This window comes from Pararhizobium sp. O133 (assembly GCF_051669845.1).
Lineage (GTDB): Bacteria > Pseudomonadota > Alphaproteobacteria > Rhizobiales > Rhizobiaceae > Pararhizobium.
In genome coordinates, this window is the sequence record NZ_CP196430.1 from 1 (window position 1) to 24,909 (window position 24,909).

Genomic DNA, 24,909 nt, shown 5'->3' on the forward strand with positions numbered 1-24,909 from the left:
ATGAATGCGTTCCCGCTTCCGTCGTTCGAACTCGACGACAAGATACTGATGCAAGGTGCGGAAATCTCCCGCAGGCTCAACCAACTGCGGCTTGAAAACTTTCCTCCGTCAGCCAAGAAGACTTTGCGCCAATTTTCAGTGACTGAGGTTGCCCACTATCTCGGCGTTACGCCAAGCAATCTGAAACGGCTTTATCTGGACGGCAAGGGGCCGATCCCGACTACTATGTCAGGCAACCGGAAGTATTACACAGCCGAGCAGATGTTGGAGCTTCGGAGCTACCTTGCCGAAACCGGGAAGAGCGAAGCAAAGCGATATCTCCCCCAGCGCAAGCCGAGCGACAAACTTCAGGTTATTGCCGTTGTGAACTTCAAGGGCGGCAGCGGCAAAACGACGAGCGCCGCCCACCTTGCGCAGCATCTTGCTCTCACGGGGCATCGAGTCCTCGCTATCGATCTCGATCCGCAGGCATCGCTCTCGGCTCTGCACGGTTTCCAACCGGAGCTCGACCAGAACCCATCTCTTTATGATACAATCCGCTACGACGAGCGGAAGCCAATCGCGGATGTCATTCTGCCGACGAATTTCCCCGGCCTCGACATCATCCCAGCGAACCTCGAGCTTCAAGAATATGAATATGATACCCCGCTCGCGATGCAGGCAGGCAGCGAGGGCAAGCGATTTTTCACCCGACTTGGCAAGGCCCTTTTAGATGTCGATGAGCGCTACGACGTGGTGATTATCGACTGCCCACCTCAGCTTGGTTATTTGTCGTTGACCGCCCTTACTGCCTCCACATCGGTGCTGATCACGGTTCATCCGCAGATGCTCGATCTCATGTCGATGTCGCAGTTCTTGTTGATGCTGGGCAACATTACCAAAACGATCAAGCAGGCTGGCGCTGATGTGAGGCTTGATTGGCTTCGCTATTTGATCACACGCTTCGAACCGCAAGATGTCCCCCAGGTGCAGATGCTCGGCTTTATGCAGAGCATGTTGGCCGAGGAAATCTTAAAAACACCCATGGTCAAAACTACAGCGATCTCAGACGCTGGGCTGACTAAGCGCAGTCTCTACGAGCTTGATCGCTCGAACTTCACTCGGGGGACTTACGACCGCGCAATTGAATGTATGGATGCCGTGAATTTTGAAATTCAGGGTCTCATCCATCGCGCGTGGGGCAGGATGTGATCATGTTGACCGCCGTCAAAAGCCGGAAAGAAATTATCGGAATCAACCAGTTGAAGCTTCGAGGATAGCGAGATGGCTCGGAAGAACCCATTCATGAACGTCATGAGCCAGGACGCGCCGGATAACTCCAAGGTAATCCTCGAATATACGAACAAGGGTGCCTCGAAATCACTTATCCATTCCCTGGACGAAATGGCGGCGCAAGCAGATCGTTTTCTTGAAGGGCAGGCCGTTGTCGAACTAGACCCCGCGATTATCGACGGCTCATTCGTGCGGGATCGTCTTGAAGACGACCAAGAGGATTTCGCCGAGCTCCTGGCAGCAATCCGAGATCGAGGACAGGACACTCCTATCCTTGTCAGGCCGCACCCGTCCGCCGCAGGGCGATATATGGTGGTCTTCGGGCACAGACGCCTTCAGGCGGCCAAGGCGCTTGAGCGGAAAGTCCGCGCTGTCGTCAAAGACCTTAAGGACAGCGATCATCTAGTCGCGCAGGGCCAAGAGAACTCCGCGCGGGCAAACCTTTCCTTTCTCGAGAAGGCGATGTTTGCAGCCGAAATCTCCCGCCGCCAGCTAGACGGCGACAATGCGATAGTGCTTTCTGCACTGTCCATTGACCGCGCCACTCTGTCTAAGATGCTGGCCGTCGCGACGATCCCGAGGGAAATCCTTGATGCCGTCGGCGTTGCCAGGGGAATCGGACGCGACCGTTGGTATGAACTCAAAAACCTGTTGGAGCGGCCTTCGACCCTGGAGGAGGGGACAGCCTACGTACAAACTGGCGACTTCAAATCGAAAGTCGGTGACGACCGTTTCAACACCTTGTTGGCCTTCGTCAAGGCAGTAGGAAAGCGCGCTCGTCCGAAAACGGCGAGAACGCGCAAATGGGCTTCAGAAGATCAATTCGTATCCGCCGACATCAAGGCAGATGGCAAGACATACACACTCGCCTTGAAAGCAAAGGATGCCACGGGCTTTGGCGATTTTGTCGCTGAGAGCTTGGGCGATCTTTATTGTGCGTACAGGAACAAGTTGGATCAACAAGGAGAGTAAACGCCAAAAGAAAAAGGCCCCCAAACGACGAAGTCGTGGAAGCCTTCCTCACATCTGTAGCAAGATCGAGAATCGCATTTCCCCGAATCACAGTCAAGAGTCTTCGGCATCGTTTTGGTGAGCAGTTTTCTTTTGCCTTTTGAAAGGTGAATGGAAATGCAGAATGGAAGTGTGACGACGCCCTTTGGGCGGCGGCCAATAACGCTTGCCTTGATCAGGGGACAGTTGGAAACAGCGGCGACCCAGCAGGGCAGATCGGTCGACAAATGGAAAATCTATCGTGACGCCTGCGATGCCCGCACGATGCTGGGCCTGCGGGACCGTGCCCTGGCGGTCCTCAATGCGCTGCTGACGTTTTATCCGGAGACAGCGCTGAGCGACGACGAAAACCTCGTGGTGTTTCCGTCGAATGCGCAACTGACGGCGCGCGCCAATGGCATTGCCGGCACAACCCTTCGCGAGAACCTGGCACTGCTGGTCGATGCGGGTCTGATCCATCGGAACGACAGCCCGAACGGCAAGCGCTATGCTCGCAAGGGCAGGGATGGTGCAATCGAAACCGCCTATGGTTTCAGCCTGGCGCCGCTTCTGGCGCGCGCCGGAGAGCTGGCGCTGATGGCGCAGCAGATCGCTGAAGAGCGCCGCCACCTTAAAATTCTGAAAGAACGGATATCGTTGCGCCGCAGGGATATCCGCAAACTGATCTCTGCCGCGATGGAGGAGGGGGCTTGCGGTGATTGGGGCATGGTTGAAGACCACTATATCGCTGCTGTCGGACGTCTTTCGAAGGCAAAATCCGCCTTGGAGTTGTCTGGATCTGCCGAAGAGCTCGACCTTCTGCATGAAGAAGTGATCAACTTGCTGGAAATTCAGCTAAATTCGGAAAAAACCGTCACCATTGATAACGAATACCGTCAGCACATACAGAATTCAAAAACCAAATCCAGCAATGAACTTGAACCTCGCTCTGAAAAAGAGCAGGGCGAACCGGACGTGCGAGACAACGAACCGAAGCGTGAGGCGCCGCAGGTGTTTCCGTTGGGGCTGGTGTTGCGGGCTTGCCCCGAGATGTCTGCCTACGGGCAGGGGGGGCGGATCGAGAACTGGCGCGACATGCGAACGGCCGCCGTGGTAGTGCGATCAATGTTGGGTGTCAGTCCCTCGGCCTACGAGGAGGCCTGCGAAGCGCTGGGGGCCGAGAATGCCGCGGTTGCGATCGCCTGCATCCTCGAGCGGGCAGGGCACATCAATTCGGCCGGCGGCTATTTGCGTGACTTGACGGCACGAGCGCGGCGAGGGGAGTTCTCGATCGGACCGATGCTCATGTCGCTGCTGCGGCTCAACGGGACGGTTCACCAGAAAACGGGCTGAGGACGGTGGACACAGGGTTCAACAATACTTGTATGGGACGAACAGAATGAGCTCACAGTACGATATGTTTGAGATCGTGCATCGCCCGGCGCCAACGAGAAAGCGTTCCGGACCGCGCTGGCCGCTTGGGCTGTCGGAACACGATATGGCTCACTATCTCCAGGCGACCGGTCGCTACCGCATTCTCAGCAAGCTTGTGCCTCGGCGTATCGCCACCGACTTCGATGCGGCGTTTCCTTTACGGGGGATTGTACTCGATACCGAGACGACTGGCTTGAATGCTCGCAAGGACGAGATCATCGAGATCGGGCTTGTGGCGTTCGGTTTTAACGAGGCCGGCGAGGTCGGCGAGGTTCACGCCGTCTACGGCGGGCTGCAGGAACCGTCTGGCCCGATCCCCGCTGAAATCACAAAGCTGACCGGTATTACCGATGCCGACGTCGCAGGCCAGATGATCGATATGGCTCAGGTGAGAAAGCTCGTTGGGCCGGCGGATCTGATCATCGCCCATAATGCCGGGTTTGACAGGCCATTCTGCGAAGCCTTTTCGCCGATTTTTGCCGACAAGGCCTGGGCGTGTTCCGTTTCTGAGGTCAACTGGGCCAGCCGCGGGTTCGAAGGCACCAAACTTGGCTATCTCATCGGCCAGGCGGGATATTTTCATGAGGGGCATCGTGCAGTCGATGATTGCCACGCGCTTCTTGAGGTTCTTGACCAGACGGTAGAAGGTTCGTCGGGCACACCCTTCAGCGAACTGTATCTGGCGAGCCAGAAATCACGTGTTCGCATTTATGCAGAGAACAGCCCGTTCGATCTCAAAGAGCATCTGAAGGCAAGAGGATACCGCTGGTCAGATGGCAGTGAGGGTCGTCCGAAATCATGGTGGATCGAGGTGGATGAGCATCTTGCTGATGACGAACTGGCTTGGCTGCAAACTGACATTTACAGGTATGACGCAAACCCGCCCATGCAGAGCCTCTCGGCGTTCGATCGATTCAAGGCTTAGGAGGCGTTATGCCGACGTCTATTCGAGGGTGGTGGTTGGCTTCCTTTTCGACAATCAAATGCTTCAGTTGCGCGATTTGTAGAGGATAGCCGTCGCCACCGGTTCTTCTGTTCTTCTCTTCGAGAACCCGCAACGCGCTACGCAGCGTCCTGAGTTCATTATCGACTTCTGCCATTCTTTCTTCCTCCCAGTGAACGACTTGTCGTGGCCGCTGCATCTACAGATATGCCTGTGCGATCAAACGGCGAGCCCCGAACGGGTGTCAGCGATCGTGAGGGGATTGGGACTGGGCGAGCGTCGCGTGTATTGGCTAGGACGAAGATAGCAGTTGCATTCGAGAGATCGAGCTCAAAACGCACAGAAGTCGAGCGCAAACAGCAGAGAGTGATCTTGAAGCAAATGGGGCCGTTCCTATCTCCCATTCTCTTCGAAGCTTTCCGCCTCGAGATTCCCTATGGTTTTGAGCCACTTTCTCGCGCATCAGCTTGTGCGGCAGACAGAAAGAGCGATGAATGACGCTATCCATTCGCGATATTGCAAAATCCGAAATCGCAACGCCGCGAACCGCGGAACCTGGCGAGGTGATCAGGCAGGCCCGAGAGGCGCTCGGGTACAGTCTGGACGATCTCGCAGAGACATGTGGTCTCACCATCCCAGAGATCATACGAATTGAGGTAGGGGCGGACAGGGATCTGCGTAGACTTCGCCGCGTGGCAGCACCCTTGCAGGTCGACCTTTCTCCGTTGGATACGTGATTGAATGATTGTTGGAATGGCAAGCTCATGGCGTGACAAACATCCGGTGTCATATGCCACCGCATGACAGCGGCGGTGGTGTCCGCCACCGCGAACAACTTCGCGGTAGTATGCCAGGCTGCAGTTCTCGTCCCGCTCATGAGCAAGGGCGTCGGCAGGAGACGGAAGCACAGACGGGTGGTCCTGTGAAATGACGAAGTGGACACCGGACGAGCGGCGCTCGCGCTGGGAACGATCAGTTGTAGCGAAAGAAGCTGCAGGATTTCCATTCGAGCGCGATCCCCAGTTTCTGGCGTGGATTGAAGAGTGGATTTTTGGTCGCATCACAATGCCCGAAGTTCAGCACCGATATGTTGACCAGCTTAAAAGACGCCAATCTTATGTTGATGCAGACAAGAACATCGAGACGACGCAAACCATGTTGGAGAAAATACGGTTGGATGTCGCCGATATCGACGGCTTTTCGCTAACGGAGATCGAAGAGCAAGATTAGCGCGATCAGTTTGGGGAGAAGCACTGAACCCTGACGTTATGAGTTCAATTCCGAATGAAAACCCGCGGCAGCATTGTTGCCGCGGGTTTTACGAGTGGAGCGCCATACAGAGGCAACTGTAGCAGTCGGCGCCCGTGCCATGGCATAGATTGCAGAGCTGGGTCGAGACTGGCCGTGCTCTCGTTCACCCTGGAATGAACGACATGGCCGAAATTTGCCGACGGCTGCTGTCGTCACAGTCCAATCAAATCGACTGAACGTTTTCTGCCTTGGACTTTCCGGTCTTGCGATCCTGCCCGATTTCAAAGCTCACCTTGGTGCCGTCTCGTAGGTCGCCACCTTGGACCGCAGATACATGGACGAACACATCCTGCCCGCCGTTGTCTGGGGTGATGAAACCGAACCCCTTGTCCTGATTGAAAAATTTAACTGTCCCGGTAGCCATGTGTATCCTCAAAACGCCGCCAACCCAAAGCTACTCAGGCAATCTTTTCTATCCTGAGATGCTCGCAATCATCGATCCCACATGGTCTGCATGCGGGAACAGATCCTCTCAGCTTATCACCGCTGGTGTGACGCGATTCCAGCCGGAAGCTTTCTCCAGAAATGCACTCAGAGATTGTTAGTCGTTTTGCGGTACATTGCACGAGGGCGGTCTGGGAGGGTTGCGCGAATGGATTGTCTTTTTTTGACGGGAGCCTTTGAATGTCCCGATCGGTAACCCCGGCAACAAATCGGCGACGGCGCATAGTTACTGCGGTCGCGGTCACATTTATTGCGGTCGCCATGGCATTCGCGTTCATTGTTTTCCGTTCGATCGATACTATCAAGAATACAGCCAACCAGATCGATGATGCCCGTGCTGTCGATGCGGCGCTTGGCGCGGTCGACGCGCTGCGAAGCCAACTTTCCGGAACTATTCACGACAACGCAACATGGGACGGGGCTTACAAGCAGCTCAATTCAATCAATCGCCAGTATTGGATCATCGAAAACTGGGCGCTGACGGGCTCGGACAATCTGCTTTATGACACAGCGGTGGTGATCGATGTGCGAGGTAAGGTAATCGTCGCCTACAAGGACGGTAAAGAACTCGGCCAAAGTCCCGCGTCGTATTTCGGCCCCGATTTACAAACCCTAATCGCGCAAGCTTATAACGTTAAGCAGAGACATGGCGCAGTTCCAGTGCAGTTCATAACGACACAGGGCGGGGTTGCGGTCGTGGGAGCGGCGACAATCCGCCCGAATTCAGCGAAGGCCCGTGTAGAGGAAAGAAATCTCTACGTGTTGATCTTTGCCCGTCATCTCACATCGGCTGTTGTCAAGAAACTCTCTGAAACCTTTCGTATTGATGACATGAAGCTTAATGTGGAAAAGGACGATAAATTGCTCAACGTTCCTCTCTACGATGTTTGGGGAAGAGACGTTGCATATTTAAGCTGGCCTTCAAAGCTTCCTGGCAGCCGCAGTTTTCTCGCAGTGAAAACTCAATTGGCCGTCGGGTGTACTATTCTCGCGCTTTTCCTTGCCGCCATCGGTATGGTTGGTTTCGCGATTATCCGCAAACTTCGTGAGGACGAAGCAGCGTCGCGATTCAAAGCGACTCACGACAATCTGACCGGCCTTTCCAACCGCGCCGCCCTCGCGGAATTTCTACAGAAATGCATTGCCGGCGCTGACGGCTCGGTCATCCAACTGTGCTTGTTGGATCTCGACGGTTTCAAAGGTGTCAACGATGCGTGGGGACACGCGGCTGGCGATGAATTGCTTGTCGCAGTCGCGGGCAGACTTCGAGCCGAGCTTTCTCCAAACGCGTTTATCGCCCGGCTGGGCGGTGACGAGTTCGCTGTTGTCACCGTTGGTAATGATGAAACTGTGGAGAGTAGCGGCGTAGCGGAGGGCATTCAGCGCGCCGTCTCAACAGTATTCCCCATCAACGGGCGGCTGATTCAGGTCGGTGGCAGCGTTGGCGTAGCCGCAGTCATGGATAACGACGCTGAGATTGGAGAGCTGATGAGGACAGCGGACATTGCTCTTTATCAGGCCAAGGACCTTGGACGCGGAAGGACAGTTGTTTACGAGCAGGCGTTGGACGAGAAACGCCATGAACAGGCAATACTTGAAAAACAGCTCCGAGAAACGCTGAGCAACGAGGGAATTAGCGTCCACTATCAACCTCTACTGACCGCGAATTCCCACGTGCTCCAAGGGGTCGAGGCCCTGGCGAGGTGGAGCAGCCCTACATTGGGGGTTGTTCGTCCGGATATCTTCATCTCCCTTGCAGAAAAGGCGGGGCTCATCGATGCCTTGGGAATGCAGGTTCTCGAAAGGGCGATAGCCGCCGCTGCCGATTGGCCAGGAATTGGCATATGCGTGAATGTTTCACCGCTGCAATTGCAGGATCAGAGTTTTGTTCAACGTGTTGCGGCAGTTCTGGATCGTTTCGAGTTTGATGCGCCTAGATTGACTCTTGAGATCACGGAAGGCGTACTGATCTCACAGCCGGAGCACGCCCACCGGGCCATTAATGGCTTGAGACGTCTTGGTGTGAAGATCGCATTAGACGATTTCGGCATTGGTTACGCAAGCATTGGGGCCTTGCGTGAGTTCGGCTTCGATCGCTTGAAGGTTGATAAATCGCTTGCGGCCAATCTCGGGCATGATCCGAATGTCGCGGGAATTTTCCAAGCAACGGTAGCGCTCGCAAACGCCTTGGAAATCCCGGTGACGGCGGAAGGTATCGAGACGGAAACTCAAGCCGCAATGGCGAAGCTATGCGGTTGCGACCTGCTTCAAGGATATCTGTTCAGTAAGCCTGTGGCAGACGCAGAAATATCCGCTCGCTATTTCCGTCAAATACAAAGTGTAACGGGGTCGGTTGGATAGCTGTGTTCCGGCATGGAATATTTTGGCCCCCAATCTGTTTCGTCTGACCATCCGGCTTTCGCTGGCGGACGGGGGAGAGTTGAAGCGAGTGGATACGATTGCGGCTGTTCGTCGAGCCCTTCATGTGAAGGACTGGTCGGTGGAAGGACCGTCCGGGAAGTCGGCCGGTGTCAGATTGCCGAGTATCAATGTGCAGGAATCGGGTTACCGGGTGAATAGAGACGAAGGCGACTTGGGAATATTAAAGCAAACGGGCGGCCTTTCCACTCCGTCGCGTGGCGCTGTTGTAATAACTCGACGCCTGCTGCAGAGATCGGTGGCGAGACTGCTCCATCGCCTCCGGAAGAGGAATGCCCCGGTTGGCGGCTTCGGTCAGGTATCCCGAGCGCAGTCCGTGTGCGGAAAACTCCGACGGTTCCAATCCGGCCAAAGCCACCCGCTGCTTGAGGATGTCATTAATCGCCTTCGGATCGAGCGCCCGGCGGGAGACGTTGCCCCAGCGATCGATTGCCCTGAACACGCCGCCGCTCTCGATTTTAGCCACGGTAAGCCAGGCGTTCAGCGCATCCACCGGCCGGCCGGTCAGGTAAACGACCTCATCGCCGTCAGCGCCACTTGTCTTGGTCCTGCCAAGATGGATTGACAAAGAGGGGAGGGGGGAACCGCCATCGACAGTTACCGGGGCCTCGGTGGTCAACTGGTCTGTCCGCAGTCCGGCAATTTCGGTGCGGCGCCGGCCTCCGGAGGCGAAGCCGACCATCAGGATTGCGCGGTCTCTCATATCGCGAAGATTTTCGCCAGCGCAGGTGGCCAGCAGTTTGGTCAGCACCTCCCCTGTCACCGCCTTCGCACTCTTACGCTTTCGTGGTCGCGGAGTTGCACGCACGGCCAGCCGAATTGCCGTGTTGAGGGCAGGGGAAGAAAAAGAGCCGGTCAGTCCGCGCCATTTTGTCAGCGTCGACCAACTGGACAGACGCCGGCGCACAGTGTCGGGCGCATGCGGTCCGATGGATCGCAGAAAACCCTGCTCGCGAAGGCTCTGTGCGACGACATCAGGCATGCCGTGATCGCGATCGACGTCTCGCTGTTGCGGCTGCCAAAGATGATGGGCGACAAATTTCAGGAGCAATGCTTCAGGCGCCGGCCAGGGAAGAATGTATTTCGTCGTCGCGAGCGACCACGCCTGCAGGTAGGCGAGGTCAGAGGTCAGGGCGCGAAGCGTGTTTTCGCCCATGCCTTCGTTGACCAGGTGACGCAGCGTTTCGACATCCTGGTCGGTCAGCAACTCCGCCAGTTCGTCACGACGCTCAAGCGGCAGAACGGCGGCGACGGTGTCGAGTTGTTGAGCGCGCCGATCTACGCCATTGCCGCTGGATTTGCTCATAACATCGACGATGCCGAATGAAGCTTCAAATCGGTTTGTCCGAAATCATGCCCCTTGAACAGGAGCGGCGCCTTGGCGATCGCGGCAACAGCGTAAGAATAACAGTCGCCCATGTTCAGGCTGGCCGGGTGGCGGCCCTTGCCAAATCGGTCAAAAGCTTTCTCAGCAGCGTAATAATGCCGCTCGCCAAAGGCAACTGTGGTCACATTTGGCAGGTCTACAAGCTGCTTGATAATTGCCGCAGCGTTCCGAAAGTTTTTACCCGCCAGCACCATACGCGCCTCAAGAAGGGTCGGCCAGCCGATCAAGATCTCTTCTCGACCAACGGGAGAATGGAATAGTTCGGCTTCCGGCTCGTTCAATGACGAGGCTAAAATAACCGACGTATCAATGGCAATCATATCGGCAGGCCGTTTTCGTCGTAGAGATCATCGTGGGCGGAGGTGGTGCCAGCAGGCACCGAGCGCCGGCCCTCCGCCATAAGTTCCCACAGGGCATCAGCGGGCGTCTGCGCCGGTTTTTCACGTAGTTCCTGATCATAGCGTTCAAGCGCATGTTCGACGAGGCGGTTGATCGGCTGACCGGTGCGACGCGCAAGCGCATGCGCCAAATCTCTCGCCTTAGTGCTGCGGATGGAAAGCTGTGGTTCAGACATGACGTGCCTCGTTGAATGATGGCCTTAACATAGCGTCTGCCGCGCGAGATAGCAAGGAATCACCCATAGATGGCTAACTTCCGATAAGGGTTACTTATCGATAGTTGAAAGCCCCATGTGGCTTTTACTTCCCGATTTCAACTGAAGCGCTAAGCTAAAAACCCAGCCCGCATTTTTGACCTAACGATTTCATCCCCGCGGCAGGGGAGGGGCCTGTCAAAGCCCTGACGCTTTGGTGAGATTGGTGCGGAAGCGGTCGCGCCGGCGCTGATATTTGCGCGTCATTTCAGCCGAAGCGTGTCCCAACTGCTTCTGCACGTATCGCTCCTCGATCTCGGCCGAGGAGGCAAGGCCGGCGCGCAGGGAGTGGCCGGCGAACAAACCTGCCCGTTCCCCGTCCGGCAGGTCGGAGCGGACGCCGGCGGCAAGCGCGGTCTGCTTGACCAGGCGGGCGACATGCTTGTCGGAGAGCCGCTCGACGTCGACGGTCTTGTTGTCCTTGAAGATGCGGCGGAAGAGAGGGCCTCTGGCGATCCGGCCAAAGCGGATCCAGCGCTCGAGGGCAACGACGGGGCAGGTCTGCTCGGAGGCGCCGCGGCCGACCTCGACTTCGCGCCAGCCGGTCTTGCCGCGCAGCGTCAGCAGAACGCCCTGGCCGGGAAAGATCTCGATCCAGCCATGGCCGTCGCTGTGATCGTCGCGGACGATGTCGAGACCGACGATCTCGGAGCGCCGCAGGCCGCCGGCGAAGCCCAGCAGCAGAATGGCCCGATCGCGCAGGCCGCGCAAATCATGGCCGAGCGTGTCGACCATCGACTTGATGTCTTCTCCCAGCACCGCCTCTTTCTGCCGCGGCGGCTTGGCGTGCTTGCGGCGGATGCCGGCGAGCACCGTGGCAATATGCCGGTCGGAGCGATCCATCGGCGCGCCGCGCTGGGTGAAATTCCAGGCCAGCCCGGAGAGACGCCGCTCGATCGTCGCGACCGACAGGGCAGGGGTATTGCGCTTCGGATCGCCTGAGGCACAGGCGCCGATATAGAGGCCGATCACCTGGCTCGTCGGCGGCGTCGGCTCGAAACCTTCCCGGCGGCACCAGGCGGTAAAATGCCGCCAGTCCTTGGCATAGGCGTCGCGGGTGTTTTCTGAACTGGCGGCGTTGGCGTAGGCTGTTGCGGTCTCGACCAGCGCTTCCAGCCGCGCCGGCCGGGACGCGGCGTCCATTTCCACCATGAGCTCGACGCCGGCGGGGAGGGCGCTGTCGGCAGAATCGTCAATTTTGGGCGTGTTGGCCGGGGGATTTTGCATAGTTCGGGAGCCTATCATCATATGTCCGGTAATGGAAGGTTATCGGACATAATCTAGTGCTCACATGCTGTGCGGTTTTAACCGAAAAATGTGGCTAAAAGAGCGCGCATCGATTATGCTCGAAAGCATGGATTCGCGCCTCCGCGCCTCCGCTCCTTCCGCCGCCCCGGTACCGCCATCGACCGCGCCACCTATGCCGGGCTGGGTGACTTTGCGCGGCAAAGATCCGAGCGATACAGACGCCGCCTTCGCCGCCGGCATCGCATTGAAATCGCTCGACGATCTGGTTCGCGCCGACCTGCCGTGGGCGGGCTGCTGGCGCCAGCGCCTTGCGCTTAGGGCCTCGCATTCGGCCGTGCAGATGATTGGCCGAAACGAAGGCGAGGCGGGCTTGCGCGATGTGGTGCTGCTCACCGCGCCTGGCAACGATCCCGGACCGGCCGGAACGATATATTTGGCATTCCAGAAACTGGCGGCAAAGAAACGGCCGATCAGCAGCAAAGGTCTGGAGGAGTTGGCGGCGCTGATGGGGTTGCGCCGCGAGGGCCTGAGCGAGATTGCCGATTTGTTTGATAGTGCGCTTCAGTCCAGTCGTGCTGTGCCGTTTCCCGTCGCCGACCTGGTCTCCAACATCTGCGCCGCCCGGCCCGATGCCGAAATCCTCGCCTGGTGGCTGGCGGACCGCCTACTCGCAGAAAAACTCGCCTGGACGTGTGGCGTGCCGCTCACGATGGGTGAGCGTTATGGCGTAGCGTTCAAGACCATCGGTGGCCGCGGGCGGGTGCGGCCCGGGGAGCCCGCTTTCCCGCGGGCGGTGTGCCTGGCGCTCGTGTCCGCCACGGTCGAAGCCTTGCGGCAGGCCAATGACATCGGCCGGCGTGCCGAGACATTGTTGGCGGTGGCGCCGAAAGTGCGAACCAAAGGCGCCAGCGTCGTCATCGAAAAGCTGCTCAACGAGGATGCCATGCCCGCCTCCGCGCCCGGCAGCCATCTCTCCCGCTGGGCGACGACGCGATTGTTCGAGCGGCTGGAAGGTTTTGGTGCGGTGCGTGAACTGTCTGGCCGAACTTCGTTCCGGATTTTTGGGTTGTGACGATGGCGGGATCAAGCGCAACACGACGGAAGTCACGGCCGCAGGACGAAGTGTTGCTCGATCGCGAGCTCGAAGATCTGCCGCCGGAGCTGCGCTGGCGCGAATGGATGCTGCGGGTGGAAGCAGTGATCTTTGCCGCCGCCGAGCCGGTCAGCCGTGAGATTTTGGCGCGCGTGGTCGGTTGCGGCTGCAGCATCGATCTCATCATCGATGATTTGCGCGAGGATCTGCGGTCACGTCCCTATGACATCGTTGCGGTCGCCGGGGGCTGGCAGCATCGGAGCCGTTCGGCTTACGCGTCTGCGATCCGTGCCTCTCAGGCGCCAACGCGTAGCGTCGCCGCGTCGCTGTCCGAAAACGAGGCTGCGGTGCTGGCGGCGATCGCATACTTGCAGCCGGTGACCCGCGGCGAGTTGTCCAACATGTTCGGCAAGGAGATAAGCCGCGACACGATTGCCGGTCTTCGCGATGCCGGGTTTCTCAGCTCCGGCCCGCGCAGCCCGACACCCGGCGCGCCCTACACCTATGTGACGACGAAGCATTTCCTATCGGCCTTCGGTCTGCAGACACTGCGTGACCTGCCCGATCTGGAGGGGCTCGAGGATGCCGGGCTGCTCAGCCGGCGGTCGCTTACGAGGGATGATTTGGCCGAAGAAAGCGCCGATGGCGGCGAGCAAGACTAGCTGTAGGCGCATTTGGTCAGCATGACGGAATGCCATGGTCCCGCTCTACTATCCCCAATCCGCGCTCGCTACTTGATCACATAGCCGAGCGCCCGATATCCTGCGCGTCGCTTCGCTGCCATCCGAGCGAGAACCGGAACTGTGTTATCGACATAGTCGACGACTAAGACGTCTTTCTTGCCATCATGCTGACGATGCAGACGTCCGACATACTGCGCCAAAGTGCCTTTCCAGGCGATCGGCATGGTCAGGAATAGTGTGTCGAGTCGGGCGTCATCGAAGCCCTCCCCGATATAGCGGCCTATCGCAAGTATCAGACGCTCATCATCGTCTGCGACATTCAACGCCGCATTGGCTTGCTTGCGATCCTTCGCCGACATGCCGCCGCGTAGCACCACCAGATTTTTTACAAAAGGCGAGAACTTCTGCTGCAGATAATCGAGGTGATCCTTACGCTCCGTGAGTAGGATGGGCGAACGTCTGGCCTCGAGAGATTTCAACACGTCATCGAATATCAGGTCATTTCGGCCTTGGTCCTGCGCAAGGGCTGCATAGATTGCTGGTATTGACGGGCGCTCGACCGAGGCGAGTGACGCTGGCAACTCAAACTTCGTCGAACGGTCGCGGGCACGGTGGCGAATACCACGCTCGGCAGCTTGAACTCTCGCATCGACCCGATGGCGAACGGGGCCGCATTGCATGAAGATGATCGGATGATGACCGTCCTTTCGGGCAACGGTGGCAGATAAGCCGACGACATATCGCGCCTTGGATCTGCGAGCGACAAGTTCAAAACTTGCAGCGGACAGATGGTGGCACTCGTCGACAATCAGATGACCGTAATTTCCCACGATATCATCGACCTCGCCATTGCGAACCAGGCTTTGGATCAGCGCCACATCGACGATCCCTGTCGGCTTCCTTTTCCCGCCACCGATGATGCCGATCTGCTTTGGGTCGATGCTCAGGAAGGAACTCAGACGCTCTACCCATTGGGTGAGAAGCTCCCTGCGGTGAACAAGAACCAGCGTGTTGCGGCTTCGCTGTGCGATGAGTGCGGCGGCGACAACTGTCTTACCGAAGGCAGTCGTGGCGGCGAGCACGCCGTTATCGTTGGCGACAAGAGCATCAAAGGCCCGCGATTGTGGCCGTCGCAGTTCTCCTTGGAACGAGACGCCGGCGGGTAGAGCCTCTCCATCTTCGCGGAGATCCTCCAGAATGGCGGTCGCGCCATGGCTCCTTATCAGCTCTACAGTTTCGTCGAAGCAGCCTCGTGGCAGCGCGACGTGGCGTGGGTGAAGTTCGGCACAGGAGATGATCCGCGGCTTGCCGAATGTCGGCAATCGCATTGCTTGTGCGCGATAGAATTCCGGGTTCTGGAAAGCTGCCAGGCGCACGAACTGCGCAATCAGCGCGGACGGAAGCTCGGTCCTATCGATGTAAACTTGGTCGGCGATCACGACCTTGATGCTTTGCGGGACCGCAGCCTCAATTCGCCGCGGCTCGCTCCGACGTGACGGCAACATCTTCCACGGCTCATCGGCATGTTCGTCATCGACTGGCATCCGGACGCCCAAGACCCGCCCCGACAATTCGGCTTCGTCGGCGATCCTGAAGACTTCGTCCGCCGACAATCTGGGTAAAGACGACAGGTATGCCCACTGGTCATCGTAGGGTTGCAGGTCGCCATCGACAAAAACGCTGTTGCCATTTTCACGGGCTTTCCTTTGCAGGGGAAGCGCGATCAGATTGCCGAAGCCGCCAATTGGCATCGTATCCTGATTGGGAAAGAAGCGATCATAAGACGTGAAGCCGATCTCAGGGCGGTTCTCCATCGTCTCTGTTATCAGCGCGGCCCCCAGTTGTCGGGCGATCTTCGCGGGAACGGGTTCTGAGAAGAATATCCAGACATGGCCGCCGTTTCCCGACCTCGACCGTTCGAGGGCTGCGGCAATTCCTTTTGCATGACAGGTTGCCAGCAACGCTCTGGTATCGTCCGCCCAGCTTTCCTTGTCGAAGTCAGCAGCAAGGAACCAGCATGTCTCGTCTTGCAACAATGGATATACGCCAGCAACAAAGTCGCTTGAGCGGGCATCGCCGCCACGAAGGTGCTTTTCGATGATATCCTCGGAATACGGGATGAACGCCTGATGCGGGCAGTCCCCACATTTCACCTTCGGCTTGCCGCAGATTCCTTTCGCCCACTCGTTGGAACAGGATGGCGAATAGCCAGTGCGTCCATCCTTTCTATTTTCCCATCGTATCGGGAAGACGTCGGGGCGCCCGGCAAACAGCTGCCGGAATAACTCCACCTTCTCCCTCGACGGTGAGCTGTTGGTAACAGGGGCATCGACAGACGACGGCCGTTCAGGCGAGTAGCTATCGGATGTGACCTTTTTCTCCAGCGATTCTAACGTGCACTCAAGCTCCAGACGCTCAGCATCGAGATCAGCCAAGCGTCGCCGAATCCGCGCAATCTCTTCAGAAGTGTCGTCCCAACCTGCCAACGCCGCAGTCCACTTCCCAAAGTCCTGTCATGCGTCAACATAGACCAAAGACAGCTCGCGCTTAAGTCCCACACCGCGCATCCGGACCACCACTAACCCCGCTTTCCGCCAGCTACTGGGTGATCGCGGGGCCGGTCGTGAGTTCGAGCCGACCGACGAAGAGGACTTCTTCTGATACCCGCATAGGCACCCAATAATCCTGACATGTCTGCCGCCGGAGGAGGGCGTGCGATGGAAGGTTGCTGCCTACGGCGTTTGAGGGCATCCGCAAGCAGCGTGATCAAGGGAAGGTGACCACCCGCCGACAGGATGAGCCGTCGCCAATGGGTGATCACAACATCATCATCGACCATCAACCAGTCACTGGGTCGCATTGCGAGCCGTTCGATGCAACGAATTCGCGTCGACGTGGACAGGCTGGTCAGGGACGATGTCGCATAAATACCGGCAACACTTGGCACGCCAAGCAGGCGCCGAACGAGGGTAACGCTTGGCAGCGAACCGGTTATCGCTTCCAGTCGGCAGATATCGTCGATGCAGCGGTCAAGCCGTTTTGCCTCTGGACCGACACCGACAATCGATGCCCGACGCAGGTCATAGCCGCAGCGGGCACAATGATGTTGCGGAACGAGTTCAGTCTGATCGAAAGCCGCAACACGGCTGCGGCACGATGGGCATCGATCGCGCAACCCGCAACCATGTTTTGAACAGCAAGCTTTGGTTGCCAACCGCCATCGTCGCCGAAAATATGGCTGTGCATCCTCAGCCAGGCATCGAGAACAGAACTGCAGCCACCGCGAACTGTCGCGACGTCCGTTGTTTCGCAATGGCAGCAAGAGCGGCTTCAGCGGCGATCCAGTTAGCGACATGGCCGAGAGTTGGTCTTCCAAAATCCCGGTGTGGGCTTGGAGAAGGGTTGCAATGTCGGCCGGGAGCTTGAGGTCCAGGGCGGCCGACCACATCCCTGCACTAAGCCCGAGTACGCGGGCGAACAGTCGAGGCGCAATGCCGTTCGCAAATGCAAGTCGGTGCAGCCAGCTCGATAGCAATTCGTCAGCCTGCGGCGTGACGATGACGGGCCACTTTTCCGAAACGACATCGCGGTATCGCTCGCGGATGCCGATTGTCAGGCCGGGAGCATCGATGACCATCATAGAAGGCTCTGACGCAGAGGGGAGTTGCGCCGCTGTGAGATCGGCACATAGCGCAGCGCGTCGATGTTGGCTTTGCTGATGCGTTCGCTCTCGGACATGATCGCCGCGACAGCTGCCTTGGTGACGATGGTGACAATCTCGCCGATCAAACCTTCCGACAGGCTGAATATTCGCCGGGCCAACGTTTCGTTCGACAAATCCGAGCTTTTGGCCAGCGGCAAAGCTGCTGCGAGACTGTCGAGCAGCATGAGATAGCTCTCGTCATATTGCCAACGCGGAACCGCAACAAGCTCGAAGCGGCTCGCCATCTCGCTCGTGGAATTGATGAAATCGCAGACGGCCACCTCACCGATCAGCACCGGCGAGATGTCGTATTGACGGCCAATCCGCCGCAGGAAAGCAAAGACGGCTTCGACGTCGCGCGCACGACCCCGCAACGCATTGTGGAACTCGTCGAAAATTAGCACCTTCGGTTTGAGGCTAAACAGCAAGTGGTCGAGTTGTTCGGCCTTGCGGCCAAGGTTCCACATATCGGCGCCGGGCGCCCGCAGCGCCTGCAGAATACTGGCATAGAAATGGCCAAGGCCGGCGCCTTCGCGTGTCTGGGCTATCCATACCCTTTGCTTGGGCGAGGTTCTCAGGTGCTCGACGGCGAGCCGCTCGGCAATCATCGTCTTACCGTTGGCGTAGGGGCCGACCAACATCAGCCCCTGGGTTCGCAAAGACGGAGGCCGTAACAGAAGCTCGGCAAGTCGCCGATGGCTATCCTGGGCGGCATGATGCCCGATCCACCGTGGCGCGCGGATATAAGCGATCCTTGCCTCATGATCACGATCAAGATACGGCCGGGCATGCTCGATCAAATGATCCACTGTTGCTACCAATCCTCCACCGGCAACCGGCGTCTTCTGACGCGTGGGATGCTCGGCGGGAGGAAGTGCCGGCTGCTGCATAATGGCATAAGGCTTTTCCGCCGCGGCGGCATGGGCCTTGCGGACAGCATCACGCAACTGGCGCCTGGAGGGTTTCGCCGATTGCACAATGGCTGCGATCTCGCGGCGGAGCGCCACCTTCTCAGTGCTTGAGCGGTGGTTTGCCGCACGCCGACGGGTGCGTTCCGCCGCATGCTCCCACATCGTCACTGACGTCAGTTGGCTGTCGCGTCGCTCGACCGGCCGAAACTGTCGGTTTTCCGGGTCGCGGATGTAAACATGGCTGATGTCACAGGGGTCGTATCGCACCTCAAGCCTTCCGAGCCGGTCACGCTCGGGAACGACGGCGCTCAGCCACGGTGAATAACAGTGCATGGCGAACATGTTGATCCCTTGCGGTGACAATTGCCTTTCCGTCCCCGGCAAGAACGACAACAGCACGCGCTGCGGGTCATCGTCGAAACGAGACAGGGCGGTTGCGTTGTGCTGCCATTCCGTCATGGGGACCTTCAGGGTCTTGGAGTTTTCCTGCAGGTTGTGATCGATCACGGCCAGCGCAACGCAGCGCTCCAGATCGGCGAAGCTCAGGCAGGCGCGCCGCCCGGATGGGTATTCATCGCGGTGGGCCACCGAACGGCCAGAGGAGCCGGGGTAGGTAGCGAGGACCGCGTTGAGCTTTCCCAGCAGCCGTTCAACAACACCGCCTTGATGGATTCGGCCGCGATCGCGGTAGCGGATCCGGATACCATAATCGTCACATCCTCGGTGGAAGGCGTGTCCCTTGAACTCCATCGCCGAGTCCGTGACGAGCAGCTGCGGTCGACCGAACATCGGCCAGCCGTGATTGAGATTGCGCGCTGCAAGCCATGTATCTTTCGGGCACATGGCTTGGGCGAGACAAAGCGCAACGGATAGAGCCGACGGCTTTTCCAGGGTGAGGCAGAAACCGACGATAGACCGTGTTGCCACGTCGGAGACAACAGTCAAATATGGGCGGCCGACGAACACACCGGCGGCATCGACCACCTCCACGAAATTTATGTCGGTAGGCGTATGGTCGATTTGGCACACCGCGAGCGGGTACGGCGCATGGATATAGCCGGGTCGCGGCTTCAGCCGCAGCAAGTGCTTTGGATTGGCCGATCGCTTCTTCGCGATCTCTTCTTGCGAAAACAACATGGGAATGCGCCGGGGCGACCGTCACATATGAGGGAACGGCAAGACCGGCTTCCTCGCAGCGCGCGCGGATCTCGTCGACCACGGGAGCAAGTGGGGTTGGCTCGAGCGTTAGCCACTTCTCGCGAAGTGCGGCGGCGATGATCGCCTCCACCTGTTCCGGCAGCCGCTTGCGCCGACTGGTCGCAGTGCGAGGAAGCAAGCTGGTCACTGTCCGATCGGCGCGATAACGGGCGAGGAGGTTGTAGATTTGCCGGGTGGTAAGCCGCAGTTCAGCCGCCGCGCGTTTGATGGCAGCTTGTTTCGGATTGCCGCCATCCAGGATTTTGTCCAGTTCGCGGGACATTCGACGCGCCATCGACCAGTGCTCGTCCAAGACCGGGCGCGCCGCCGGCGAACTTCGATCGTGAAATCGCTTTGGCAAAGGGCCTCGCTGAAATCATTAGCGGAAAATCGTCCCCAGTTTAGCGCCAGAACCCAACTGGCGTATGACATTCCCCGGATTGAAATCTGGAAGTAAAAGCCACATGTATGTGGCCCAGACTGCTGACAAACCTCTGGCCACAGCCAGGGGTTTGTGATTCAGTGGGACATGTTGAAGAAACCTGCTCCCGAACAGACGGCTCTCGAGATGGTGACGCTCGATGGGCTGGTTCCAAAGGATCATCTGCTTCGCAAGATCGATGCGGTGATCGACTTCTCCTTCATCCATGACCGCGTTGCCGGGCACTACTGCGCCGACAACGGCCGGCCGGCCCTCGATCCGACCTGCATGTTCAAGGCGCTGTTCATCGGCTACCTGTTCGGGATACGCTCGGAGCGGCAGTTGGTGCGCGAGATCGAAGTCAACGTCGCCTATCGGTGGTTCTTGCGGATGAAGCTGACCGACCCGGTCTTTGATGCCTCGACGCTGTCGCAGAACCGCCGCCGTCGCTTCAAGGATACCGACGTGGCGCAGGATATCTTCGATGCGATCGTCGAGCAGGCGATCCGGCACGGCCTGGTCGATGGCACGGTGCTGTACACGGATTCGACGCATCTGAAGGCCAATGCCAACAAGGGCAAGTACGACTTGGAGATGATTGCCAAGTCACGCGCCGACTACTGGACCGATCTCGACCGGGCAATCGAGGCGGAGCGCGCCGCCCATGGCCAGAAGCCGTTGAAGGAAAAAGAGCGCGAGCCTATGGTGAAGGAAACCAAGGTCAGCCGCACCGACTCGGACAGCGGCTATATGGTGCGCGACGGCAAGCCCAAGGGCTTCTTTTACTTGGATCATCGCACGGTGGATGGCCGCCATGCCATCATCACCGACACCCATGTGACACCTGCCAATGTGCATGACAGCATCGTCTACCTCGAACGCCTCGACCGGCAGCGCGCGCGCTTCGACTTCAACGTCGGTGCGGTGGGGCTCGACGCGGGCTATGCCACGTCGGGCATCGCCAAGGGACTGGAGGACAGAGACATCCTCGGAGTGACCGGCTATCGCAACCCGACACCGCCCAAGGCCGGGATGATGCGCAAGTCGAAGTTCGTCTACGAGCCCGAGACGGACGGCTATCGCTGCCCTCAGGGCCAGTTGCTGACCTATGCCACCACCGACCGCACCGGCTACAAGCATTACGGCTCCGACCCCGCCCTCTGCCGTGACTGCCCGCTGCTTGCCTCCTGCACCTCTAACGCCAAAGCAGAGCGCACCATCACCCGCCATGTCTGGCAAGATGCCCGCGAGCGAACAGACGCTCATCGCAAGACGCCTTGGGGCAAGGCGATTTACAAGCGGCGAAAGGAGACGGTCGAGCGCTCCTTTGCCGACGCCAAACAGCTTCACGGCCATCGTTATGCACGCTTCCGCGGCCTGATCAAAGTCAGATGGCAATGCCTTCTCGCCGCCGCCGCGCAGAACATCAAAAAGATCGCAACCGCAATGACCAAGGCTTCAAAGCCCGCCTGGGGATAAGGCCATGGCCCGCTTCGGATAACACTACCCGGCCGCACAAACACTACCTGAGCGCGCACTCCACAAACAAGAAAACCCGCCGAGAAAAATCGACGGGTTTGTCAGCAGTCTGAGCCACATGTATGTGGCCCAGACTGCTGACAAACCTCTGGCCACAGCCAGGGGTTTGTGATTCAGTGGGACATGTTGAAGAAACCTGCTCCCGAACAGACGGCTCTCGAGATGGTGACGCTCGATGGGCTGGTTCCAAAGGATCATCTGCTTCGCAAGATCGATGCGGTGATCGACTTCTCCTTCATCCATGACCGCGTTGCCGGGCACTACTGCGCCGACAACGGCCAGCCGGCCCTCGATCCGACCTGCATGTTCAAGGCGCTGTTCATCGGCTACCTGTTCGGGATACGCTCGGAGCGGCAGTTGGTGCGCGAGATCGAAGTCAACGTCGCCTATCGGTGGTTCTTGCGGACGAAGCTGACCGACCCGGTCTTTGATGCCTCGACGCTGTCGCAGAACCGCCGCCGTCGCTTCATGGATACCGACGTGGCGCAGGATATCTTCGATGCGATCGTCGAGCAGGCGATCCGGCACGGCCTGGTCGATGGCACGGTGCTGTACACGGATTCGACGCATCTGAAGGCCAATGCCAACAAGGGCAAGTACGACTTGGAGATGATTGCCAAGTCACGCGCCGACTACTGGACCGATCTCGACCGGGCAATCGAGGCGGAGCGCGCCGCCCATGGCCAGAAGCCGTTGAAGGAAAAAGAGCGCGAGCCTATGGTGAAGGAAACCAAGGTCAGCCGCACCGACTCGGACAGCGGCTATATGGTGCGCGACGGCAAGCCCAAGGGCTTCTTTTACTTGGATCATCGCACGGTGGATGGCCGCCATGCCATCATCACCGACACCCATGTGACACCTGCCAATGTGCATGACAGCATCGTCTACCTCGAACGCCTCGACCGGCAGCGCGCGCGCTTCGACTTCAACGTCGGTGCGGTGGGGCTCGACGCGGGCTATGCCACGTCGGGCATCGCCAAGGGACTGGAGGACAGAGACATCCTCGGAGTGACCGGCTATCGCAACCCGACACCGCCCAAGGCCGGGATGATGCGCAAGTCGAAGTTCGTCTACGAGCCCGAGACGGACGGCTATCGCTGCCCTCAGGGCCAGTTGCTGACCTATGCCACCACCGACCGCACCGGCTACAAGCATTACGGCTCCGACCCCGCCCTCTGCCGTGACTGCCCGCTGCTTGCCTCCTGCACCTCTAACGCCAAAGCAGAGCGCACCATCACCCGCCATGTCTGGCAAGATGCCCGCGAGCGAACAGACGCTCATCGCAAGACGCCTTGGGGCAAGGCGATTTACAAGCGGCGAAAGGAGACGGTCGAGCGCTCCTTTGCCGACGCCAAACAGCTTCACGGCCATCGTTATGCACGCTTCCGCGGCCTGATCAAAGTCAGATGGCAATGCCTTCTCGCCGCCGCCGCGCAGAACATCAAAAAGATCGCAACCGCAATGACCAAGGCTTCAAAGCCCGCCTGGGGATAAGGCCATGGCCCGCTTCGGATAACACTACCCGGCCGCACAAACACTACCTGAGCGCGCACTCCACAAACAAGAAAACCCGCCGAGAAAAATCGACGGGTTTGTCAGCAGTCTGAGCCACATGTATGTGGCTATGGCATATCCGATGCAAAGGCACGGTGATCCTGCCACCTTTACTCTTAGGAACAAGATGGTGGTTATCGATCTGGTCGTCAGGTATCTTCCGTTCGCAGAGCTGGCAGATAATGGGCTCCGACTCGACATTTTGTGAAGCGAAATCGTCTCTGTACTTGCGTGCCATTGATTTGGTGCCTCTCTACCGGCTGTCGGACTGCGTCCGCACCGCTTCGATAGACCATCCCCGACATACCGACAACATCAAGCCGTTGTCGACAAGGCACTGGCGTTTGGATCGGAGTATCAGAGGGGAGTAAGGATGATCAGCCATCAGCCGATCCTCGAGACAAGCGATAGAAAGTTTTAGAATATTGCCCAAGAGTTGCGGTATCGATTTGGCAGGTCGTGGGTTCACATCTGTCCAAGATCTAGGTGCAAAAGCTTGAGCTGCACGCACCTTCATCTCAGTCTTTCACATCACGACGAACAACTGAACAATTCAACCGGATCGTGGAAGCCCTTGAGGCGATAGCTTCCGACGAGATCGGTACCCGTCTCCACGGCTTCGCTAAACTTTCGGGACATCAGCAAGGGAAGCTTCAATTCCCCGCACGTACCTTGGATTCGGCTGAGCATATTCACGTCAGGACCGATCAGGGTAAAATCGAGACGGCGCCCGGAGCCGATATTTCCATAGCTGACTTCGCCATAATGGAGCGCGATGCCCGCATGCAACTCGACCCCTTGAAGACTGGTTCTTGAAAGGTTGTTGAGGATTTCGAGTGCGCTGCGCAACGCCGCCTCGCAACAAGACTTGGCTGAGTGACCGGGAAAAAATGCCAGCACGGCGTCGCCCATGAATTTCAGGACTTCGCCGCCGTTCGCGGTAATAGCCGGTACAGCAATTTCGAAATAACCGTTCAGGATTTCGAGAACCGTGCTTGCCTCGAGAGCATTCGACAGTTCGGTAAAGTCGCGCAGATCGCACAGGAGAAGTGCCGCCTCAATTGTTTCGACTTCGCCCTGCCTGATGCGGCCGGCGAGAATGCGCTGGGCGGTCATGTGGCCGATGTAGGTGTCCAGCAGCGACAATTCCGCCTGTCGTAACACACGAAGCTCGCATGCGGTTCGAAGTGCCGGAAGGATACGCTCCAGCAATTGCTGCTTGCGGGGACCGAAACCCCCTTCACTGCGGGTGGCGAATGCCACGACGCTGACCGGGCCATCGGCGTTGCACAGGGGCGCTATGATCAGTTGCTTGAGCGATCGGCCTGCAAAGATGTCGATGTGCTGCCACTTGTCCTCGTCCGCCGTCGTTTTCCTGAGAACGAGTGGCTCGTGGCTTTTCATCACTCGGCCGATTGGGCCGTCGGCAAAAAGAAGCCAGCCCGTTCGGTCGCGGTCGTGGATCTCCACGGGTTCACCAGGCCCCCAGGCAAGCGTTCTTCCAACGAGGTCAGGATGAAGCGTCGTGAGGTGAAGTGTTATCCGATCCAGCGGCAAACCAAGCACACGGAGCTTCTTGCCGAGAGCGGAGACAAGCCCAGCGTCATCAACCGCGTGGCATTCGTCGCCCGACAGCCATTCGATCAACATCAAGAATTCATTGGCATGCGTTGATGGAGAGTAAGGGC

Annotated in this window: 21 protein-coding genes and 1 pseudogene; 11 read left to right on the plus strand and 11 right to left on the minus strand. The window is 58.3% G+C overall.

Annotated elements, in window-relative coordinates; genetic code table 11:
- The 4 genes from repA to ACST81_RS27175 all read left to right on the plus strand — a co-directional run bounded on the left by repA (position 1) and on the right by ACST81_RS27175 (position 4,621).
- Positions 1–1,191 (plus strand): plasmid partitioning protein RepA, encoded by a 1,191-nt coding sequence (gene repA / locus ACST81_RS27160; RefSeq protein ID WP_438754853.1) that lies wholly within the window; start codon positions 1–3, stop codon positions 1,189–1,191.
- Between the two features lie 72 nt (positions 1,192–1,263).
- A complete protein-coding gene (gene repB / locus ACST81_RS27165) occupies positions 1,264–2,244 on the plus strand; it encodes a plasmid partitioning protein RepB (RefSeq protein WP_438754855.1) in 981 nt (326 codons plus the stop codon).
- A 156-nt stretch (positions 2,245–2,400) separates the two neighbouring features.
- Positions 2,401–3,615: a plasmid replication protein RepC gene (gene repC, locus ACST81_RS27170; protein WP_438754963.1), complete on the plus strand. Its 1,215-nt coding sequence runs from the start codon at positions 2,401–2,403 to the stop codon at positions 3,613–3,615.
- Positions 3,616–3,661: 46 nt separating this feature from the next.
- Positions 3,662–4,621, plus strand: coding sequence for a 3'-5' exonuclease (locus ACST81_RS27175; RefSeq protein ID WP_438754856.1), 960 nt, complete (start codon positions 3,662–3,664; stop codon positions 4,619–4,621).
- On the opposite strand, the gene ACST81_RS27180 is transcribed toward ACST81_RS27175, so the two are convergent.
- A complete protein-coding gene (locus ACST81_RS27180; RefSeq protein WP_438754858.1) occupies positions 4,611–4,796 on the minus strand; it encodes a hypothetical protein in 186 nt (61 codons plus the stop codon). The two genes, ACST81_RS27175 and ACST81_RS27180, sit on opposite strands and share 11 nt — an antisense overlap.
- 337 nt (positions 4,797–5,133) lie before the next feature.
- Between ACST81_RS27180 and ACST81_RS27185 the strand changes: the two genes are divergently transcribed.
- Positions 5,134–5,376 (plus strand): helix-turn-helix domain-containing protein, encoded by a 243-nt coding sequence (locus tag ACST81_RS27185; RefSeq protein WP_438754860.1) that lies wholly within the window; start codon positions 5,134–5,136, stop codon positions 5,374–5,376.
- Between the two features lie 190 nt (positions 5,377–5,566).
- Positions 5,567–5,869: a hypothetical protein gene (locus tag ACST81_RS27190; RefSeq protein ID WP_438754861.1), complete on the plus strand. Its 303-nt coding sequence runs from the start codon at positions 5,567–5,569 to the stop codon at positions 5,867–5,869.
- Between the two features lie 244 nt (positions 5,870–6,113).
- On the opposite strand, the gene ACST81_RS27195 is transcribed toward ACST81_RS27190, so the two are convergent.
- Positions 6,114–6,314 (minus strand): cold-shock protein, encoded by a 201-nt coding sequence (locus tag ACST81_RS27195; protein ID WP_438754863.1) that lies wholly within the window; start codon positions 6,312–6,314, stop codon positions 6,114–6,116.
- A 260-nt stretch (positions 6,315–6,574) separates the two neighbouring features.
- On the opposite strand from ACST81_RS27195, the gene ACST81_RS27200 reads away from it, so the two are divergent.
- Positions 6,575–8,755, plus strand: coding sequence for a bifunctional diguanylate cyclase/phosphodiesterase (locus ACST81_RS27200; protein WP_438754865.1), 2,181 nt, complete (start codon positions 6,575–6,577; stop codon positions 8,753–8,755).
- A gap of 241 nt (positions 8,756–8,996) precedes the next feature.
- Here ACST81_RS27200 and ACST81_RS27205 read toward each other — a convergent pair whose 3' ends face one another.
- From ACST81_RS27205 to ACST81_RS27220, 4 genes are all read right to left on the minus strand, one after another.
- On the minus strand, positions 8,997–10,139 hold the full coding sequence (locus ACST81_RS27205) for a site-specific integrase (RefSeq protein WP_438754867.1): 1,143 nt from the start codon (positions 10,137–10,139) through the stop codon (positions 8,997–8,999).
- Entirely contained in the window at positions 10,136–10,540 is a 405-nt protein-coding gene (locus ACST81_RS27210; RefSeq protein ID WP_438754868.1) for a type II toxin-antitoxin system VapC family toxin, read from the minus strand. The genes ACST81_RS27205 and ACST81_RS27210 overlap by 4 nt, the downstream gene beginning before the upstream one ends.
- Complete coding sequence (locus ACST81_RS27215) at positions 10,537–10,794, minus strand: type II toxin-antitoxin system VapB family antitoxin (RefSeq protein ID WP_438754870.1); 258 nt, start codon at positions 10,792–10,794, stop codon at positions 10,537–10,539. The genes ACST81_RS27210 and ACST81_RS27215 overlap by 4 nt, the downstream gene beginning before the upstream one ends.
- Positions 10,795–11,010: 216 nt before the next feature.
- Entirely contained in the window at positions 11,011–12,099 is a 1,089-nt protein-coding gene (locus ACST81_RS27220; protein WP_438754872.1) for a tyrosine-type recombinase/integrase, read from the minus strand.
- A gap of 115 nt (positions 12,100–12,214) precedes the next feature.
- Here ACST81_RS27220 and ACST81_RS27225 point away from each other — a divergent pair, with 115 nt between their 5' ends.
- Together ACST81_RS27225 and scpB are read left to right on the plus strand one after the other, a co-directional pair.
- A complete protein-coding gene (locus tag ACST81_RS27225) occupies positions 12,215–13,192 on the plus strand; it encodes a DUF1403 family protein (protein WP_438754874.1) in 978 nt (325 codons plus the stop codon).
- Positions 13,193–13,194: 2 nt separating this feature from the next.
- The gene (gene scpB, locus ACST81_RS27230) at positions 13,195–13,875 is read left to right on the plus strand and encodes an SMC-Scp complex subunit ScpB (protein ID WP_438754876.1); all 681 of its coding nucleotides are present in this window, start codon (positions 13,195–13,197) and stop codon (positions 13,873–13,875) included.
- 68 nt (positions 13,876–13,943) lie between these two features.
- On the opposite strand, the gene ACST81_RS27235 is transcribed toward scpB, so the two are convergent.
- The 4 genes and pseudogenes from ACST81_RS27235 to ACST81_RS27250 all read right to left on the minus strand — a co-directional run bounded on the left by ACST81_RS27235 (position 13,944) and on the right by ACST81_RS27250 (position 20,002).
- Positions 13,944–16,331, minus strand: coding sequence for a TOTE conflict system archaeo-eukaryotic primase domain-containing protein (locus ACST81_RS27235; protein WP_438754877.1), 2,388 nt, complete (start codon positions 16,329–16,331; stop codon positions 13,944–13,946).
- A gap of 143 nt (positions 16,332–16,474) precedes the next feature.
- The gene (locus tag ACST81_RS27240) at positions 16,475–17,536 is read right to left on the minus strand and encodes a TniQ family protein (RefSeq protein WP_438754879.1); all 1,062 of its coding nucleotides are present in this window, start codon (positions 17,534–17,536) and stop codon (positions 16,475–16,477) included.
- Positions 17,533–18,408: a TniB family NTP-binding protein gene (locus ACST81_RS27245; RefSeq protein WP_438754881.1), complete on the minus strand. Its 876-nt coding sequence runs from the start codon at positions 18,406–18,408 to the stop codon at positions 17,533–17,535. The genes ACST81_RS27240 and ACST81_RS27245 overlap by 4 nt, the downstream gene beginning before the upstream one ends.
- A 5-nt stretch (positions 18,409–18,413) precedes the next feature.
- Positions 18,414–20,002, minus strand: a pseudogene (locus ACST81_RS27250) (transposase).
- A gap of 234 nt (positions 20,003–20,236) precedes the next feature.
- On the opposite strand from ACST81_RS27250, the gene ACST81_RS27255 reads away from it, so the two are divergent.
- Together ACST81_RS27255 and ACST81_RS27260 are read left to right on the plus strand one after the other, a co-directional pair.
- On the plus strand, positions 20,237–21,607 hold the full coding sequence (locus ACST81_RS27255; RefSeq protein ID WP_438751402.1) for an IS1182 family transposase: 1,371 nt from the start codon (positions 20,237–20,239) through the stop codon (positions 21,605–21,607).
- Between the two features lie 183 nt (positions 21,608–21,790).
- Complete coding sequence (locus ACST81_RS27260; protein WP_438754883.1) at positions 21,791–23,161, plus strand: IS1182 family transposase; 1,371 nt, start codon at positions 21,791–21,793, stop codon at positions 23,159–23,161.
- A gap of 591 nt (positions 23,162–23,752) precedes the next feature.
- Here the strand turns inward: ACST81_RS27260 and ACST81_RS27265 are convergent.
- Positions 23,753–24,871 (minus strand): adenylate/guanylate cyclase domain-containing protein, encoded by a 1,119-nt coding sequence (locus ACST81_RS27265; RefSeq protein ID WP_438754965.1) that lies wholly within the window; start codon positions 24,869–24,871, stop codon positions 23,753–23,755.
- Between the last annotated feature and the right edge of the window lie 38 nt (positions 24,872–24,909).